Source organism: Corynebacterium sp. LaCa_70, from assembly GCF_058182015.1.
Genome location: NZ_CP190914.1, coordinates 1672477 through 1688848, shown reverse-complemented (window position 1 = coordinate 1688848; position 16372 = coordinate 1672477). Strand labels below are relative to the sequence as shown.

The window sequence follows — 16372 nt, the reverse complement described above, 5'->3', positions numbered from 1 at the left end:
ATATCCTCGAATATGATTCGCTGTCAGAAGCAACAATGAAGCGCCTTGAATTGGACGCCGTGAATGATGACCCTGATCTCGAGGTTGTCGCAGTTGCTTGTGAGAGCGAAGATCACTTGCGGCTATCCCACTCACGGTATTTTTCTGCAGCTTAAATTCATTTTGGTGAATGATACCTGATCTCCACTTTGAATGATTAGGCAAAGTCTCGTGAAATCGTTTGTTGCGCACAGGGGCCGTGTCCCCGCTCCGCTAGCCGTCGCCATTGTTACAGGAAGCCTCGTGGCAGTTCCTAATTTTGTGGCGTCGGACGCCTCCGGCTCACCGGCCGCGGCAGCAGAAATGAGCCCCCAGGCAAGCGAGACACAAAACACCACGCACCTGGCACTCCCATTTGAGATTCCACAGCTACAATTGCCTGCCCCGAAACTCTCCAGCGAGCACGGTGCGGGGCCAGAACACAGCCCGCTGAGCTCGATCGGAGCGAGTCCACAACATCACGCGGGCGCCCCGGTGCCGCAGCCTTTCGATGTCAGCTACCTCACCGGTTACGTCTCCGATGTGTCTTCTTACCAGTACGGCATCTATTACGAGGTGGTGCGGGAGTTTAAAGACCTGCGCAGTAACCACCCGGAGGTGATGCAGAAAAACCTGAACATCGTCGCCGAGTACAACAATAATGCGCACCAACAGCGCGTCGACAAGGCCATTCGCGATGCCCTGGCAGATAAAGACGGCGTGCTTTTTACCGCAGCTGAGGCTCTTGGCGACGAATTCGGCCGGCATTTTCTGGCTGCGTTACAGGAAAAGCGGCTGCCGAAGACCGAGTTTCTACTGGGCAACGGCTATGCTGCTCGCGCCGGTGGAATCGCTAGCTGGGGTCGCGCGGAAAAGCTGCTGTTCAATAACGATCGCCCATTCGTGCAAGCCCCGGAGCGCATTCAGCGCCATGAGTCACCGGAACGTGCCCTCTACGACGGCTCTAGCAAATCCTTCCCGTCCGGGCACACTAACCAGGCGACGTGGATTACCACGCTGCTGGCCATGATGCTGCCGGAGGTGGGTACGCAATTGCTGGCTCGCGGTTCTGAGGCTGGCGAATCGCGACTGGTGATGGGCGTGCACTTCCCACTGGACGTCATCGGCGGCCGCATGACCGGGCAGGCAGCTGCGGCGGATCGGTGGAATGATCCAAAAATGCGTGATGCGCTGCTGCAGGCGCGTGAGGAGATCGTCGCAGAGATGGAATGGCGTGCGGGCAAACCTTTTGCCGAGATGATTGCCGAAGACTCGCATGCGCTCAGCGACCAGCAAGCAGAAGCCGATTACACACGACGCATGACCTACGGCTTCACACCAATTTTCGCGACCGATGAACCGGTGAACGTCCCCACAGCGGCACCAGCGTTACTGGAAACCCGCTTCCCAGAGCTCAGCTACGAGCAGCGTGCTGAAGTACTGCGCCACACCGCCTTGCCGTCCGGCTACCCACTGGATGATCGCGACCCAGCCAAAGGGGACTGGCAGCGAATTAATCTAGCCCGCGCCTGGAATGCACAGGTAAGCATCGACGCGGGCGGGGAAGTAGTGGTGAAATAAGTTAGTCGTCGAAGATGAGGTGGGTGTTCCAGTTTCGGCGCCACCAATGTTTAAGCTTTGTACCAATGCTGGTGTCGGCTGGAGTGCTTGTGCCCCGCTGGAGTTCATCGGTAGCTTCTGGAGGCACCGGCGCACCGGCGAGTTCATAAACATAGCGAGGAAGAATTTCGCCGGTGAACTTCGTGCCTTCTACTGCGACTTCAGCAATCGTTTGGCGTACTCGAGGATTGGTTTCTTGGGGCATCGCTACCTCCTGTATCGTCTTGCTCTCGATTATCGTCGGTCAATGTTTCTAAGGCAAGACCAGCAATTAGTGCTTTTTCGGTTTTCGTAATGAGTGAGCTTTGGTATAAGGCTTTCGTATTCTGCCAGGCGGCGCTACGAACTCGTTCATTGTCATTAGCGATATTTTCGATTGACCAGGTGTAGCGCTTCCACCATTCCGAACGATTATCGCTGTTCGTTCGCTGTTGAATGGTGACAACTAGCCCTATAAGGCCTGCTAATGCAACAACTAGCTGTGCTGCTTGCAGAACTATATCTGCCGTATCCATAAAAATCCCCCGAGTATTCTCACAAGCTGTAGCTCACAATAAAGCATAGCTCAGAGAAGACCGGGGGAGGGAGAGACTCAATCAGAAAGTGCTATTTATCCAGCCCCTTGCCCGATGGCGAAACCAAAATCTTCACGGCGGTTTCATTCCGGTGGATCAGCGTGTCGAAGCCTTCGTCGATAAGCTCATCCAAACCGATGCGCGCGGTGACGAACGGAGTCAAATCAACGCGTCCATCTTCGACCAGCTTGATCGCCTGCGGGTGATTGTTTACGTAACCGATGGTGCCGCGCACATCCAGTTCCTTCAGCACGATCTTGTTCAAATCGACCTCAGCAGGTTTGCCCCAAATCGAAACGATCTGCAGCACACCGCGCGGCCGCAGTGCATCCATCAGCGTGGTCATCACCGCAGGAACCGAGGTGCATTCGAAAGCCACATCGGCACCAACACCGTCGGTCAGCTCGTGTACTTTCTTGACGACGTCGACTTCCTCAGGGTTCAGCGCATGATCAGCAACGCCGGTCTCCAGGGCCTTTTCGCGACGGGCTTTGGACAGCTCAGAGACGACGACGGTCACGCCAAAAGCCTTCAGCACAGCCGCGGTGAGCAAACCAATCGGGCCCGCGCCACCGATCAGTGCGACCTGACCCGCGGAATCCTCACCAACACCGGCGCGCTCCACGGCGTGGTAACCCACGGTCAGCGGTTCAATGAGCGCGGCGTGATCGAGGGAAACCTTATCGCTGATCTTGTGGATCCACCGACGCTTGACGACGACATTTTCCGCTAGCCCGCCGCCGCGGCCGCCCAAGCCAATGAAGTTCATGTTTTCCGACAGGTGGTAAGTCTTGGACTCTGGGCCGGTATTGACGTCTTCACTGATGATGTAGGGCTCGACAACGACGTGATCGCCCACGGCCAGGTCATCGATATCATCGGCTACTTCGGAGATCACGCCACAGAATTCGTGGCCCATCGTCACTGGTGGTTCTTCGCCGCTGATGGGGTGTGGGTTGCCGTGTGAAGGGCAAAAGATCGGCCCGTCGAGGTATTCGTGCAAATCAGTGCCACAAATTCCACACCAGGCGACATCGACGCGTGCCGTTCCGGGCTGCAATTCTTGTGGCTCGATATCTTCGATGCGGATATCTTTGCGGTCGTAGAAACGTGCTGCTTTCATGGTGCCTCCTCAGATCAGGGCGCGTGTATACGCAGCCTGCGGCGGTCGCCTGGCCAGGCTGCAAATCGGACGAATAGCGACGGATGATGTACTATAAATTCCGAAACCTTATGATCCCCATCATATAAGCAGTAGCGTGTGATTGGCGTATGTTTTTTATCACGAAGACTGTGCCGCAAAAACCAGAGACGTTGCTTGCTAGAGTTGCACTATGAGTACCCCCACAGAAATCGTTGCCAGGTTGCGCAGCGAAGTCAAAGATGGCTCGCTGGAATCGTTCTGCTTAGAACTGGGTATTGACTTGCTGGTTTTATTCGGAAGTGCACGTACTGATGCTCACAGTGCGGGGGATGTGGATCTTGCTTATTCAGTTGATTTTTCTCGCCCCAAAGAAGACAGGCCGAATCTTCTCGACGTAGCCACGGCGTTTTATGTCCGATACGGGGTCGATGCTGGGGACACCATGGACTTTATGAATTTGGATTTGGCTGATGATGTTGCTCGTTATGAAGCCCTGCAGAAATGTGAATTACTGGTGGATCCGTCTAATTCTAAGTACGGCAATCTGCAAATGATGGCAGCTCGGGAATATATCAATACTGCTTATCGGCGTGAATACGCACTGCGGAGCTTAGCTTCATGACACCGAAAGAATTTCAGTACGGCACTGTGCAAAAACGGCTCGAATCACTTCGACGTCTGCTGGGCGAATTAGAAAAATATCAGCACGTTGAAGCAGACCATTTGCGCGCTAATTTGTCGGAAATGTATGCAGTGTTCTTCATGATCCAGCAAATAATTGACCTTTCTACCGACATTAACCAGCATATTGCTACGACGACTTTGGATATCGTGGATTCAAATAGTCGGCGCGGTTTTGAAACGCTAATCCGCGCTGGAATCTTGCCTAAAGAACTCGAGCAAGACTTCTCTAAGAGTGCAGCGTTGCGCAACATTATTACGCACCAATACGTCGAAGTTGATCTAGACATAATTGCGGAGTCGATTCCGCGTGTGCTCCAACTCTATGGCCAGTATGTGAATTCTGTCGCCGGGTGGCTAGCTGGAAAATAATGCTAGCCACCCGCGAGTAGACGTTTTTCTTGCGTCCTCGGGCGCCAATACGCGGCTTCCACTGCAGTGAGTTCTTTGAAATGCGATGAGGTCAGCTCATCCATGGCCTGCAAATAACCGGGAATGTCTTTGCGGGGCAGGCGCAAACCCATGGTCAGGTGAGGAGTCCACAACGGGCCGTGGCCATCCGGGTTGGCTGCGCTGATTGTGCTGGCGGCAATTTCTAATTCCCGGGTGGTCTGCAACAACCACGCCACGGTCTGTTTGCTCTTAGTACCGAAGATGACGTTGCCCACCCGGCGAAACTGCGCCGGGATCACCGCGGGCAATAACTCGGCAGCCAACTCGACGACGCTGGGATCCATCGCCGCGGAAAACGTCACCGTGATATGCGGGCGCTGGTTTTGCACCGGAAAGCCACGGTCAGCCAAACCAGCGAAGATCTCGCGGATGTGCTGCTCCTGCTTTTCCGGCAAATAGAGCAGGATATTGTCCGGGGAATTTTTACTCACGCCAATCACCACTCATAGCACCCAGTAATAGCAGTGTCGGCGAGCAAAGTCAGCCGACCACCTGCGCCCGCGTACTAGTTCCAGCACGCGACAAAATTCGACACGCAGCTACAGCCGACCGCGGGCGTCGGCGTCCTCCTACTAACACTAGCGCTATTGCATGACGCGGGTTTCCCGGATGCCCTTCTGCAGCCGCTGGTGATAGCTATCCATCGCGCGACGCAGCCACAAGCCCAGCACCAACGCGGGGATGGCGAAGAGCAACAGCAGCAACAGATCGCGGTAAATATCGCCCTCATAGACACCCGCGATGGCGCTGCGGAAAGCATCAATCGCATACGTGGCAGGCAGCCACGGGCTTATTGACTGGAACCAGCCGGGCAACAGCGTCAATGGATAAGCGCCACCGGAACCAGAAACCTGCACGATCAACAACAACACCGCTAAAGCCTTACCGGCGCTATCGAACGCGATCACGAGTGCATGCACAATCAGCATGAACACCAGGGAAGCCACCGAGGCTGCCAGCCAGAGGAGCAACGGATGCTTCGGCTGAATCTGCACGAACAAGATCAGACCACCCACCGCGAAGGTGGCCTGCGCGATGCCGATCAGCCCGAACGTCGCAAAGCGTCCCAGGTAGACCTGGTTACGGCTAAACTCGCCGTCTTCCCGCAAGTACTTGTCCTCGGCGTTGCTGCGCATTAACACACAGGTCAGTAGCGCACCGACCCACAGAGCTAGCGCTAGATAAAACGGCGTCATGCCCACACCGAAAGCGGCGACCTCGAAGACTGGTGTGCGTTCGACGTCGACGGGAGCGGAAATCCGCGAGGCCAGCAGCTCCGGATCAGAGCCGATAATGTCCGCCAACTGGCTCAAATCGCCACCATCACGGACGTCGTCAACCTTGCGCTGCAATTCCGCAAAACGCTGCGCCTGGTTGTACAAGGTATCGGCCAACCGGTCCGCACCATCGCGGGCGCGCACCAGCGCGGAACCATCTGCACCAGACGTAGCAGACAGCGTGTCACGCACATCGCCAATCTCTGCGCGCACCGCAGCAATATCAGCAGCGACGGTGTTGATGCTGCCGCGCAACGCAGTCAACTGCGGCTGCAGATTCTGTTGATAAGCAGTACGCGCATTTTCGACGGCCTGGCGTGCAGCAGCAATCGCCGACTGTGTTTCTTGCCGCGATTGCGCGGCGTTGCCGGTGCCCGATTCAATGCGGTCGGCGGTCGTCGTCAAGGAATCATGCAACGCATTCGACTGGGCAATCGCACCATCCAATTGCGCGCGCACCTGCTGGTACCCGGCGGCAACCGGACCCGGCAGATCCAGGTTGCCTACCTGCTGTTCCATAGCATCGCGCACTCCCTGGAAAGCGGCAGTTTGCTGGGCGACGCGTTCGGCGGCGGTGCGGTAGGTTTGTGCGGTTTGCGCGGTAGCCGCCTGAGCATTGTTCAACAGCTCGTCGAACTGATCCGACAACGCCGAATACGCCTGGACGGTGGCTCCCAGAGAATTCTCCAGGGCACTGCTGGAATCATTTAACGTGGCAGACAACGAGTCGATAGGGGCAGAGGCGTTACTGCCGCCAGCAGCACCGGAGGTCTGGTTACCCGCAGCGTTGAGAATATTATCCGCAGAGCGTGCCAGCGGAATCGTGGAATCCACCAAGTTCGCCAGGCTGCGCACCGTACCGGCAGACGCCGATAAGCGCGTGCCGACGCTATCAATCCGGTTGGCAACATTATCCAGCGCCGCCTGGGTATCGCCCTCCTCAAGATAGTTATCCAGGGATTCCACTACACCCAAGCCGACGGTGGTGACCACGCGGGTAAACGACTCGTCGATACGCTCGATCACACCGCTGGCACTGCGTTCGGTGATCGTCGTCGACAAGGCGTTTTTCTTCTCGTTGGTGTACAAATCCAACTTGGCCGGTTCGGTACCTTCGATATAGAAGGTCAACAGTTCTTGGCTGAAGTTTTCCGGCAGCACGATTCCGGCATAGTATTCACCGGATTTGGTGCCTTCCAGCGCGTCGTCGGAATTCGTGATCACCCAGTCAACCTGCTCGTTCCGGGAAAGCTGGGAGAGAACTTCGTCGCCAAGATTGAGCCGCAGCGATGCCAGATCCGACTCGTGGCCTTCGTCTTTGCTGGCCACGGCGATTTTCAGCCGGTCGGTGTTGCTGAAAGGGTCCCAGCTGGCCAGAATGTTGAAACCGGTGAACAGCAGCGGGATGATTACCAGGCCGAATACAATCACGCCGGTCATGACGTTGCCGCGGATTGCACGCAAGTCATCGCGGAGGATGGTCAGGATATTGTTCATGACTTCTCACCTTGCTTGGCCAGTTGTTCTCTCAGCTCATCGTCGCTGAGATCCGTCAGGCTGTGATCGCGGGCGACGGATTGCTTCACGTATTCCAACGCGCTGATAATGCCCACCGAAACCAGCACGACCAGGCAGGCCAAACCAAAGAAAATTGCTTTTTCCTCAGGGTTAAACCGCGAGATGATTCCCAGGATCAGCACCAACAACACACCGATGCCGATGGTGATACTCATCCACTGCGTGTAATTGCGCGGGTTCGACCGCCACTTGGAATCGAGGTTTTGTTGGTAACCTTCGCGGTCCCGCAGCGCAGAAATCACGTCGGTGATTCGGTATTGGCTGCCGGTGAAGTGCACCTTTTCGTTGATGACCAACCCGCCTTTGTTCAGTTGGTCGTTGACCAGAATATTCACGTGCGACAGGCCCCGGCGCGCCAACATACCGGCGACAAATGCGACGGCGGCCATGCCGATGATCACGATCATATTGACCCAATAGTGATTGCCGTAGAAACCACCGACGGTCTCGCGCATGGCACCGATGCCGTAGGTAAACGGCAAAAACGGTGACACTGCGCGGAAGAAATCTGGCGTCATCTCGATGGGGTAGAGGCCGGATGCGCCTGGGATCTGCACGAAGGCGTAGACCACGGCGATGATGCGGCCAATGTGACCAAAGGCTGAGACCAAACCATAAATGATTGCCAGATAGCACAGGCTTAGAATCACGGCGGTGAGAACATAACCAATTTTCGAGACGTGCTCGACGCCCATGACCAAGTTACCGATTGAGACGATCAGCGCCTGCATGATGCCAAAGACACCCATGAGCATGTAGCGCGCCTGATAAGCCTTGCCGACGGTCAGGTGCTCGCGACCACGCGGATCGACTTCGGTGCGGAAGATGATCATCAACATGAACGCGCCGATCCACAGCGTCAGGTTGATAAACAACGACGACATGCCGGAACCGTAGTGCGAGACCGGGAATACGGCGTGCGATTCCATCTCTGCTGGTGAGGCGAGGAACGACGAGATATCGTCCGCATTCAACGCATTGACGGATTGCAGTGCAGGGTTGTCCTGGGCCAGGCTCGCCAACGTGAGAATGTCCGTGCGGGCGGTGCGCAGACCGTTTTCGATGCCGTCCAAGTCGCCACCGAAACTGCCGATGACTTCTTGCGCGCGCTCTAACTGCACGTTGACGCCGTCGAGCAGGCCGTCGGTTTCGCTAAGCAAGGTTTTCTGCGCGCCCAGGGTGGCCGAAAGGTTAGCGGCGGTAGCTGCAACTTGGGAGATCGCGGAATTAATCTGCGGGATGGTGTTGTTGATGGACGTGCGCAAACCCGCGGAATCATCCCGCGCCGCGGTGGTGGCGTTGTCTAGGGCTGCGGCAGTGTTATCTAATGAGTTGAGGGTGTCTTGCGCGCTGTCTTGTAAAGCAGTGAGTTCACCGAGTACGGCGCGGTTGCTCGCATTTCGACCGTGCAGATCATCCACGGTCTGCTGGATCTGGTTGGCGATGTGTGGTGGCAAAGCAGGCAGATCAGTAACATCACCCAGCCGGTTGATCGCGCCATCTGCCTGGTCGAGAATGCCCTGGGCACCATCGGTGGCCGCCCCAACGCGGTTGAGCGCGCCTGTCAGCTGTCCCGATACGGAATTGACAGTGGCATGTGCGGAAGCAGCGCCGTCGGCAAGCGTGGTGGTGCCTTGCACATATGCGGCGGTGGCTTCGTCGGCGAAACTGGTCAGCTGGCGCTGGACCTCATCGGTGATTGATTGCACTTGGCCCAGGGCCGTCTGGGCGTCGTCGATGGTGCGCTCGACGCTCACCAATGCTTCGCGGGCCTGGGCGATCGCAGGGCGGGCGTTGTCCAGGTTTGCTTGCACACGGCCGAGGTCTTGGCGGGTATCAGCGATGGTATCGGCGGTGCGGGTGAAAGTATCCGAGGCACGATTGGCGGTATCACCGATGCGGAAATCCAGATCGTGCCCAGAATCGCGCAGCTCCGTGGCCACGGACTGTGCTACCTGCTCATTAAACGACGAGCTGATCTGCGAATCGATGGTGGAAGCGCCCTGATCCGTGATCTTCGGCGCGATGGCATTGAGTTTTTCGTTGACCGCGTATTCCAGCGTGGGTTTGGAATAGGTGCCCTCAAATAAGCTGACGAAATCTTGCGAGAAAGTCTTCGGCACCGTGATCGAGGCGAAAACCTCGCCCGAATGCACCGCGTGATTGGCTGCGCCTCGGTCCAGGAATTGCCAGCCCAACTGGTCATTTTCCTTTAGCTGACTGACTAGCTGTGCACCGACGTCGAGATCGCCGGTGATAGTAGAAGAAGCGCCTTCGTCCTCATTGACGACGGCGACTTTGATGTTCTCGGTATTTTCATACGGATCCCAAAAAGCGGCAATATTAATCCACGAATATAAAGCTGGGGTGATCATCAGCCCAATCAGGATCACCCAGACTTTTCGGGTTTGCCATAACCGGGCTAAGTCCTCGCGAAAGACCTTCCAACTAGTACTCACCTGTAGAACGCTAGCACCGGAATTAGCGGACTGCACAGCTCAGAGGCTAATTTTTGGGCGTTTTCGGTTAAGTGATAGTAATTTTGCGATTCTGTTTTAGAAACGGCGGTCATTGGGCGCTTGCCGACGCCGTGCTTAACGGTGCCGTGTGTAACGACGCTGTGCTTAACGACGCCGTCGGCCGCGGAACTTCGCGAGCTGATCCGAGTTATCCCCGCCATAGCGATCCCGCAAACCACGCGAACGCGTGGCCGCGGTTGGCTGTGCGGAATCCTGCGATGGAGAAACCGCAGGTTCCACCACCGATTCCTGGGCAGTCACTGGTGTGGCAGGCTCTTCGGCAGCTGCCTGGCCGTCCTGGTTTTCAGCTTCGCGTTCCTCGCGCTCGCGGCGCCGCTCCCGCAGCTCGGCATAAATGAAATAACCCAAACCAGCCGGGGCCATGATGCCGAAGGCGATCCACTGAAAGCCATACGACAAGTGCGAACCACGATCCAGCTTCGGCACCGGAATTGGTTCCAGTGCTTCTGGCTGATCCGCCGCGGTCACGTTCACGATGGCGTCGGCAAGCTCCAAGCCCGTTAACTCTTCTACCTGTTCCGGGCTCACCGAGCGGACCTGGGTATAACCAGCGTCCTCGATCGGCGGGGCCTCGTGTGGAGCCTCGCCGAAGCGCAGCATGGCCTCGGTAGTGATGTGCTCGCCAGCTGGCGGGGTGATCTCTGGGACGGAACCGTCGCGGTTAGCCACCGCAAAGCCACGATTAACCAGCACCGTCTGGCCGGAATCCAGCTGAAACGGCACCAATGATTGATACACTTGTGAGCCTTCCAGCGGACGCAAACGCAGCAACATCTCGTGCTCTGGCAAGTACCTGCCGGTTAGGGTGACCCGGTGCCACTCCTCGTCGATGGTGATATCGCCGGAGTCGTCGACAAGCTCGGCAAACGGTACCGGATCCTGCTCATAGGCCTGCTGGATGCGCTCGTTGCGGTCGACGATCTCGTCATCCTTGTTCAGCTGCCACGGCGCGAGCACCGTGAAGGCCAGGATGGAAAAGGCGATGAGTGACAGTGCCAGGATGATCCAGCTGGGCTTGGCAAAAACCTTCCACCACGACGTTTGCGTGCTGGTGGCGCTATTGCGCGGCTGTTGCGGCTGCTGTGGCTGAAGCGGCTGTTCAGTTCGTTCAGTCCGTTCAGGCTGTTTAGACTGTTCTTGCTGCTGGGATCGGGCATTCACAACGCCCATGATAGACCGCCCACGATAGACCGGCGCGCGTGTTAGTCCAGCTGACTCTGGATGTGCTCAATCAGTCCCGGCAGGCTGGCTTCGATTTCTTTGCGCACGCGGGTAAAGCCATCGACACCGCCGTAATACGGGTCGGCGACCGAGGGCTCATCTTCTGCCTCCGGGTCGAAACTACGCATTAGGGCTACGCGATTCTCGTCGACGCCGCGAGCAATGAGCGTGGAGCGGTGCCCGGTGTCCATCGCGATGAACAAATCCGTGTCGCCAGCCGGTGGGCCGAACTGTTGTGCGACATGATCGCTGCCGTCCAAACCAATCTCGCGCAGCTCTGCCACGGTGCGTTCATCAGCGCCCTCGCCGACATGCCAGCCATCAATCCCGCAGGAGGCGATATCCACCTGGGTGGCAAGACCTGCATCTTTGATGGCCTGACGGGCCATGACTTCCGCCATCGGTGAGCGGCAAATATTTCCGGTGCAGACGAAATTGATGGAATAGGTTTTGGGGCCGTTGTGATTTGTGCCGTTGTGATTTTTCGTGTCAGCCATGGTGTCCTATTTTATCGCCTGATGTGCACGCTGCGTGCCATAATTGTGTGAGCATATGACGGATATAAAGGAGCAGCACATGAGCACTGAGACCACCGTGGGTGAGATTTGCCAGGTCATGGACCGCGCTTACCCGCCGCACCTGGCGGAAAGCTGGGATAGTGTTGGGCTCATTTGTGGGCGGCGCGAAGCCCCGGTGCGCCAGGTGGCTTTTGCTCTGGACTGCACCGACGAGGTGGCAGAGGCAGCAGTGGCAGCCGGCGTCGACATGCTGATCGTGCACCACCCGTTGCTGCTACGCGGGGTGGACAGCGTGGCCGCGGATACCCCGAAAGGGCGGATCCTACATTCCCTGATCGAATCCGGTATCGCACTGTTTGCCGCGCACACCAATGCGGATTCCGCGCGTCCCGGCGTTAACGACAAACTGGCGGAGCTCGTTGGCATTACCCCCGGGCGTCCGCTCGCGCCGAAGCCGGGGCCTGGCCGCCACCTGTGGGGTGTGCACGTGCCCGCAGAACACGTCGACAAGCTGAAACAGGCCCTATTTGCCGCGGGTGCGGGGCGGATCGGGAATTATTCCGAGTGCGTCTTTGAGATCTCCGGCACTGGGCAGTTCAAACCAGAACCGGGCGCGGACCCGACCGACGGGGAGGTAGGCCAGACCTACCGCGATGATGAGCTGCGCATACAGTTCGTCGCCAAGCCGGGTGATAAGCAGGCGCTTCTCGACGCCTTGTATACCCACCACCCGTATGAGGAACCGGCCTTCGACATCACCGAGCTTGCCGACGCCACCCCGCTGGATACCGCCTACGGGCTGGGCAGGATTGGGCAGCTGCTGGAGCCGATGAGCTTGCGGGAGTTTACTCAGCAAGTCGCGGATGGTTTGCCTGTCACATCCTGGGGTGTGCGCGCGGCCGGAGATCCGGACAAGCAAGTACAGACGGTGGCTGTGGCCTCGGGCGCAGGCGATGGGTTTATCGACGTGGCTGCGAAATTGGGCGCGGATGTGTTTGTGACCTCAGATTTGCGCCACCACCCCGTTGATGAACACCTGCGCGTTAGCGATATGGCAATTATTGATACCGCACACTGGGCTTCCGAATTCCCGTGGACGGAGCAGGTAGAAGAAATCGTGCGCCGGGAAACCGGAGTGGAGACCACCGTGATTACTGTGCGTACCGATCCGTGGACGGTGTCTGCGGAGTCTGCGCACGGAGCATAAAGGGCGACTAGAACGCTCGGCCGGAGGCCGTAAGGCTGGAAAAGCGAACGGGATTATGCAGCCGCGAGCGCGGTTACAGTATGAGGGCGAAAAACGACAAGCAAAGGTGGATAGACGATGATGAAGCTAGCTCCGAAACAACAACAACGATTGCTGGAACTCGCCAACTTAGAACGCGCACAGGCTAGCGCAGGCAACTCTGGTGCAGGCAGCGCTGCTGGGGGTGGCGCTGCTACTGGGGCCGGTGCCGGTTCTGGTGCTGCGAACAAAGCATCGACGCCAGAACGCGCCGAGGCCGACAAAGCAGCAGCCACGCTGAAACGTGCCCGTGATGCAGCCGCGGCAGCACAGATGGCAGTGGATGATATGGAAGCCGAAATTCTGCGCATCCAACAAGACGAACGCAAGCTGAAGCGGCGCAATATTGATAACAAAAAGCAGCTCGCCACTGAGCAAGACCCGGAAATCCGGAAAGACTTAGAACACGATAAATACACCACGAAATCACGCATTGCGGATTTGATGAGTGAGCTGCAAGAAGCCCACAACGAGATCCACGCGCTGCGGCAAAACCGCGACGTGCACGCTGCGAAAGTGGATCAGGCAAAAAGCGAGCTGGAAGCAGCCGAGCGCGCCGCAGACGCTGCGGATGCAGTAAAGACTGAGGAACCGGACCCGGTCGAAAACATCACTAAACTGCGCGCGGAACTGCAAGAACAAGCACCGGAGGCCTTGGCTGCCTACGACGACGTCCGCGGCGAAAACGGCGTCGGCGTGGCTCGGTTTACCGGACGTGGGTGCGGTGGGTGCTATATCCAGCTGCCACCGGCGGACCAGTCCGCGGTACGCGGCGCGAAACCTGAAGTTATGCCAGAATGCCCAGATTGCGGCACCTACCTGGTACGTGGCCAGGCAGACTAAGGAGCGTAGTGCCATGAAGCTGATCATTTACGCCGATGGCGGCTCGCGCGGAAATCCCGGAATCGCAGGTTCTGGCACCGTCGTCTACGCCGCCGATGGTGAGACGGTGCTGCGAGAGATTGTCTATGTCGTCGGCAAGAAAGCCAGCAACAACGTCGCCGAATACCACGGGCTGTTGCGCGGGCTGGAAGCTGCAGTCGAGCTGGGCGCGGATGACGTCGACTTTTATATGGACTCCCGGCTGGTCGTCGAGCAGATGAACGGCCGCTGGAAGATCAAACACCCAGACATGAAACAGCTGGGTGTGCAGGCGCAGAAGCTCATGCAGCAGCTCGGAAGGGTGAACCTGAGCTGGGTGCGGCGAAACGACAACAAAGTAGCCGATGCACTGTCGAATGAGGCTATGGACGCTGCTGCCGCCGGCCACGCGCCGGGTGTGGTGGACCGCGGCGATGATACTGGCGATGATTCTGACGCTGTTGATACTGCCGCCGGCGCGGATGCTGGCGCTGCGAAAAATAGCACCGGCTCGCATGCCTCGTGGACGGGCGCGACCTGCCAGCCGACCACGTTGATTCTGGTGCGGCACGGGCAAACGGTCTACTCCGCTGAGCACCGGTACTGCGGGCACAGCGATATTGAGCTGACCGAGACCGGCATGCAACAAGCAGAGGCTTCGGCTGCCGCCGTGGCCGAACGCGGTGAGATTGACCTGGTGGTCTCCTCGCCACTGCAGCGCTGTCAGGTGACGGCGAAAAAGATCGCGGAGAAAACCGGTGCCCAGGTAGAAACGCACGACGCGTTGATCGAGGCGGATTTTGGCGACTGGGAAGGGCTGACCTTCCAGCAGGCCCAGGATGACGATGCCGAGCTGCACGATGCCTGGATTACGGATGCGTCGCTAGCACCGCCAGCGGGGGAATCACTCGCACAGGTGCACCGCCGCGTACGGGAATTCCGGAAACAACTCGTGGCCAAGCACCCTGGTAAAACGATTGCGGTGGTCAGTCACGTTAATCCGATTAAATCGTTGACCCGCCAAGCGTTGAACGCTGGGCCAGCGACGTTTAGTCACCTGTTTTTGGATCTCGCCAGCATTGGCGTCGTCAAGTTTTATGACGAGAACTCGCCGGTGGCATCCGCGGTGCTCAGCGTGAACGAAACCGCGCACCTGCGCTGACGGTGATGCAAGCTTAGTTTTTACGCAGCTAGTGCCGGGAACTCGATAAGCAGCGGCTACAGTTTTTGCCGCTGCCTTTCTTTCGCTTACTGCCTCCACCGTGTGCACCGTGTTCGGCTTGTACTAACCCCTCGTTGGTGAGCCTTATAAGCCGCCGAGGGCGTTAGGTACAGCCACTCTTGATGGCAGGACAGGTGCGCAGCGAAATGAAAACAATACCCAATAAGTGATTTGCTTCACATTTTATTATTTTGTTTCTATACTGAAATTCAACAGCTTGCTCATTAACCAGAGCTCATTGCTTGAGCTCACCAACCAGAGGAGGAGAAGCAATGACTACACCAACCAGAACCGCACAGTCCACACAACCGCCGAAGGAATTCACGGCAGCAGTCGTGGAAGAATTCGGCCCCAACGTCACCGTACGTGCAGAAAAACTCCCAGAACCCGGCGAGCACCAAGCACTCGTGAAACTCGAGGCATCCGGGATTTGTCACACCGACCTGCACGCTGCAGAAGGTGACTGGCCCGTAAAACCAGAACCACCGTTTATCCCCGGACACGAGGGAGTAGGGCGCGTCGTCAAGCTTGGGCCGGGTGAACAGTTCGTGAAAGAAGGCGACCTTGTCGGCAACGCCTGGCTCTGGTCGACGTGCGGCGAATGCGAATCATGCTTAACTGGCTGGGAGACCCGCTGCGTGAAAGCAGAGTACGGCGGCTATACCGTCGACGGAAGCTTCGGCGAATATATGCTCGTTGACACACGCTACTGCGCACGCATCCCGGAAGGCAGCGACCCGGTAGAAGTCGCACCGATCCTATGTGCAGGCGTGACCGTATACAAAGGTCTGAAAATGACCGAGACTAAGCCCGGTCAATACGTCGTCATCTCCGGTATCGGCGGCCTGGGACACCTGGCGGTGCAATACGCCGACGCGATGGGCATGCGGGTTATCGCCGTTGATATTTCCGATTCCAAACTGGAGCTGGCCAAGCGCCACGGCGCAGAATTTACCGTGAACGCCAGCGAAGTTGACCCGGTACAGGCGGTGCAGGACTTTACTGACGGTGGCAGCCACGGAGTGCTGGTGACTGCGGTGCACCCGGATGCTTTCGGGCAAGCCATCGAGATGGCTAAACGCGGCGGAACCATTGTGTTCAATGGCCTGCCATCAGGGGAATTCCCGGCGTCCATCTTCGACATCGTGCTGAAGGGGCTGACAATTCGTGGCTCGCTCGTCGGCACGCGTCAAGACCTGGCCGAGGCCATTGATTTTTATGCGCGCGGCAAGGTGAAACCAGATGTCACCGAATGCAGCATTCACGATGTCAACGACGTGTTCAAACAGCTGCACGACGGTAGCATCGATGGACGAAAAGTCATCCGTTACGACTAAGCGCCTTGCAGAGTGTTCCAGCACATTTGCACAGGTGCGCGG

General features: G+C 57.6%; 15 protein-coding genes. 7 read left to right on the top strand and 8 right to left on the bottom strand.

Features of this window, described 5'->3' with window-relative positions; all coding sequences use genetic code 11:
• Positions 1–282: 282 nt before the first annotated feature.
• Positions 283–1599 (top strand): acid phosphatase, encoded by a 1317-nt coding sequence (locus ACP8MI_RS07665; protein WP_018120434.1) that lies wholly within the window; start codon positions 283–285, stop codon positions 1597–1599.
• A gap of 1 nt (position 1600) precedes the next feature.
• Here the strand turns inward: ACP8MI_RS07665 and ACP8MI_RS07660 are convergent, their stop codons facing one another.
• The 3 genes from ACP8MI_RS07660 to ACP8MI_RS07650 all read right to left on the bottom strand — a co-directional run bounded on the left by ACP8MI_RS07660 (position 1601) and on the right by ACP8MI_RS07650 (position 3336).
• Positions 1601–1843, bottom strand: coding sequence for a hypothetical protein (locus ACP8MI_RS07660; RefSeq protein WP_018120435.1), 243 nt, complete (start codon positions 1841–1843; stop codon positions 1601–1603).
• Entirely contained in the window at positions 1800–2153 is a 354-nt protein-coding gene (locus ACP8MI_RS07655; protein ID WP_126843607.1) for a hypothetical protein, read from the bottom strand. Before ACP8MI_RS07655 ends, ACP8MI_RS07660 begins: the two co-directional genes overlap by 44 nt.
• Positions 2154–2244: 91 nt before the next feature.
• On the bottom strand, positions 2245–3336 hold the full coding sequence (locus ACP8MI_RS07650) for a 2,3-butanediol dehydrogenase (RefSeq protein ID WP_018120436.1): 1092 nt from the start codon (positions 3334–3336) through the stop codon (positions 2245–2247).
• 211 nt (positions 3337–3547) lie between these two features.
• Here ACP8MI_RS07650 and ACP8MI_RS07645 point away from each other — a divergent pair, with 211 nt between their 5' ends.
• Both ACP8MI_RS07645 and hepT read left to right on the top strand, forming a co-directional pair.
• Positions 3548–3979: a nucleotidyltransferase domain-containing protein gene (locus ACP8MI_RS07645; protein WP_018120437.1), complete on the top strand. Its 432-nt coding sequence runs from the start codon at positions 3548–3550 to the stop codon at positions 3977–3979.
• Positions 3976–4410, top strand: coding sequence for a type VII toxin-antitoxin system HepT family RNase toxin (gene hepT, locus ACP8MI_RS07640; RefSeq protein WP_018120438.1), 435 nt, complete (start codon positions 3976–3978; stop codon positions 4408–4410). The genes ACP8MI_RS07645 and hepT overlap by 4 nt, the downstream gene beginning before the upstream one ends.
• A 2-nt stretch (positions 4411–4412) precedes the next feature.
• Here hepT and ACP8MI_RS07635 read toward each other — a convergent pair whose 3' ends face one another.
• From ACP8MI_RS07635 to ACP8MI_RS07615, 5 genes are all read right to left on the bottom strand, one after another.
• Complete coding sequence (locus ACP8MI_RS07635) at positions 4413–4922, bottom strand: 2'-5' RNA ligase family protein (protein ID WP_026167850.1); 510 nt, start codon at positions 4920–4922, stop codon at positions 4413–4415.
• 153 nt (positions 4923–5075) lie between these two features.
• On the bottom strand, positions 5076–7265 hold the full coding sequence (locus ACP8MI_RS07630) for a YhgE/Pip domain-containing protein (protein WP_018120440.1): 2190 nt from the start codon (positions 7263–7265) through the stop codon (positions 5076–5078).
• Positions 7262–9805, bottom strand: coding sequence for a YhgE/Pip domain-containing protein (locus ACP8MI_RS07625; protein ID WP_026167851.1), 2544 nt, complete (start codon positions 9803–9805; stop codon positions 7262–7264). The genes ACP8MI_RS07630 and ACP8MI_RS07625 overlap by 4 nt, the downstream gene beginning before the upstream one ends.
• Positions 9806–9970: 165 nt before the next feature.
• Positions 9971–11047 carry an SURF1 family cytochrome oxidase biogenesis protein gene (locus ACP8MI_RS07620; protein ID WP_236588455.1) on the bottom strand — a complete coding sequence of 359 codons (1077 nt, stop codon included), beginning with the start codon at positions 11045–11047 and terminating at the stop codon, positions 9971–9973.
• A gap of 41 nt (positions 11048–11088) precedes the next feature.
• The gene (locus ACP8MI_RS07615; RefSeq protein WP_018120443.1) at positions 11089–11604 is read right to left on the bottom strand and encodes a low molecular weight protein-tyrosine-phosphatase; all 516 of its coding nucleotides are present in this window, start codon (positions 11602–11604) and stop codon (positions 11089–11091) included.
• Between the two features lie 79 nt (positions 11605–11683).
• Here ACP8MI_RS07615 and ACP8MI_RS07610 point away from each other — a divergent pair, with 79 nt between their 5' ends.
• The 4 genes from ACP8MI_RS07610 (at position 11684) to adhP (ending at position 16330) form a co-directional block, all read left to right on the top strand.
• The gene (locus tag ACP8MI_RS07610; protein WP_018120444.1) at positions 11684–12832 is read left to right on the top strand and encodes a Nif3-like dinuclear metal center hexameric protein; all 1149 of its coding nucleotides are present in this window, start codon (positions 11684–11686) and stop codon (positions 12830–12832) included.
• Positions 12833–12952: 120 nt separating this feature from the next.
• Positions 12953–13753 carry a zinc ribbon domain-containing protein gene (locus ACP8MI_RS07605; RefSeq protein ID WP_026167854.1) on the top strand — a complete coding sequence of 267 codons (801 nt, stop codon included), beginning with the start codon at positions 12953–12955 and terminating at the stop codon, positions 13751–13753.
• A gap of 13 nt (positions 13754–13766) precedes the next feature.
• Positions 13767–14933: a bifunctional RNase H/acid phosphatase gene (locus tag ACP8MI_RS07600; RefSeq protein WP_018120446.1), complete on the top strand. Its 1167-nt coding sequence runs from the start codon at positions 13767–13769 to the stop codon at positions 14931–14933.
• Between the two features lie 332 nt (positions 14934–15265).
• Positions 15266–16330, top strand: coding sequence for an alcohol dehydrogenase AdhP (gene adhP, locus ACP8MI_RS07595; protein WP_018120447.1), 1065 nt, complete (start codon positions 15266–15268; stop codon positions 16328–16330).
• The last annotated feature ends 42 nt before the right edge of the window (positions 16331–16372 follow it).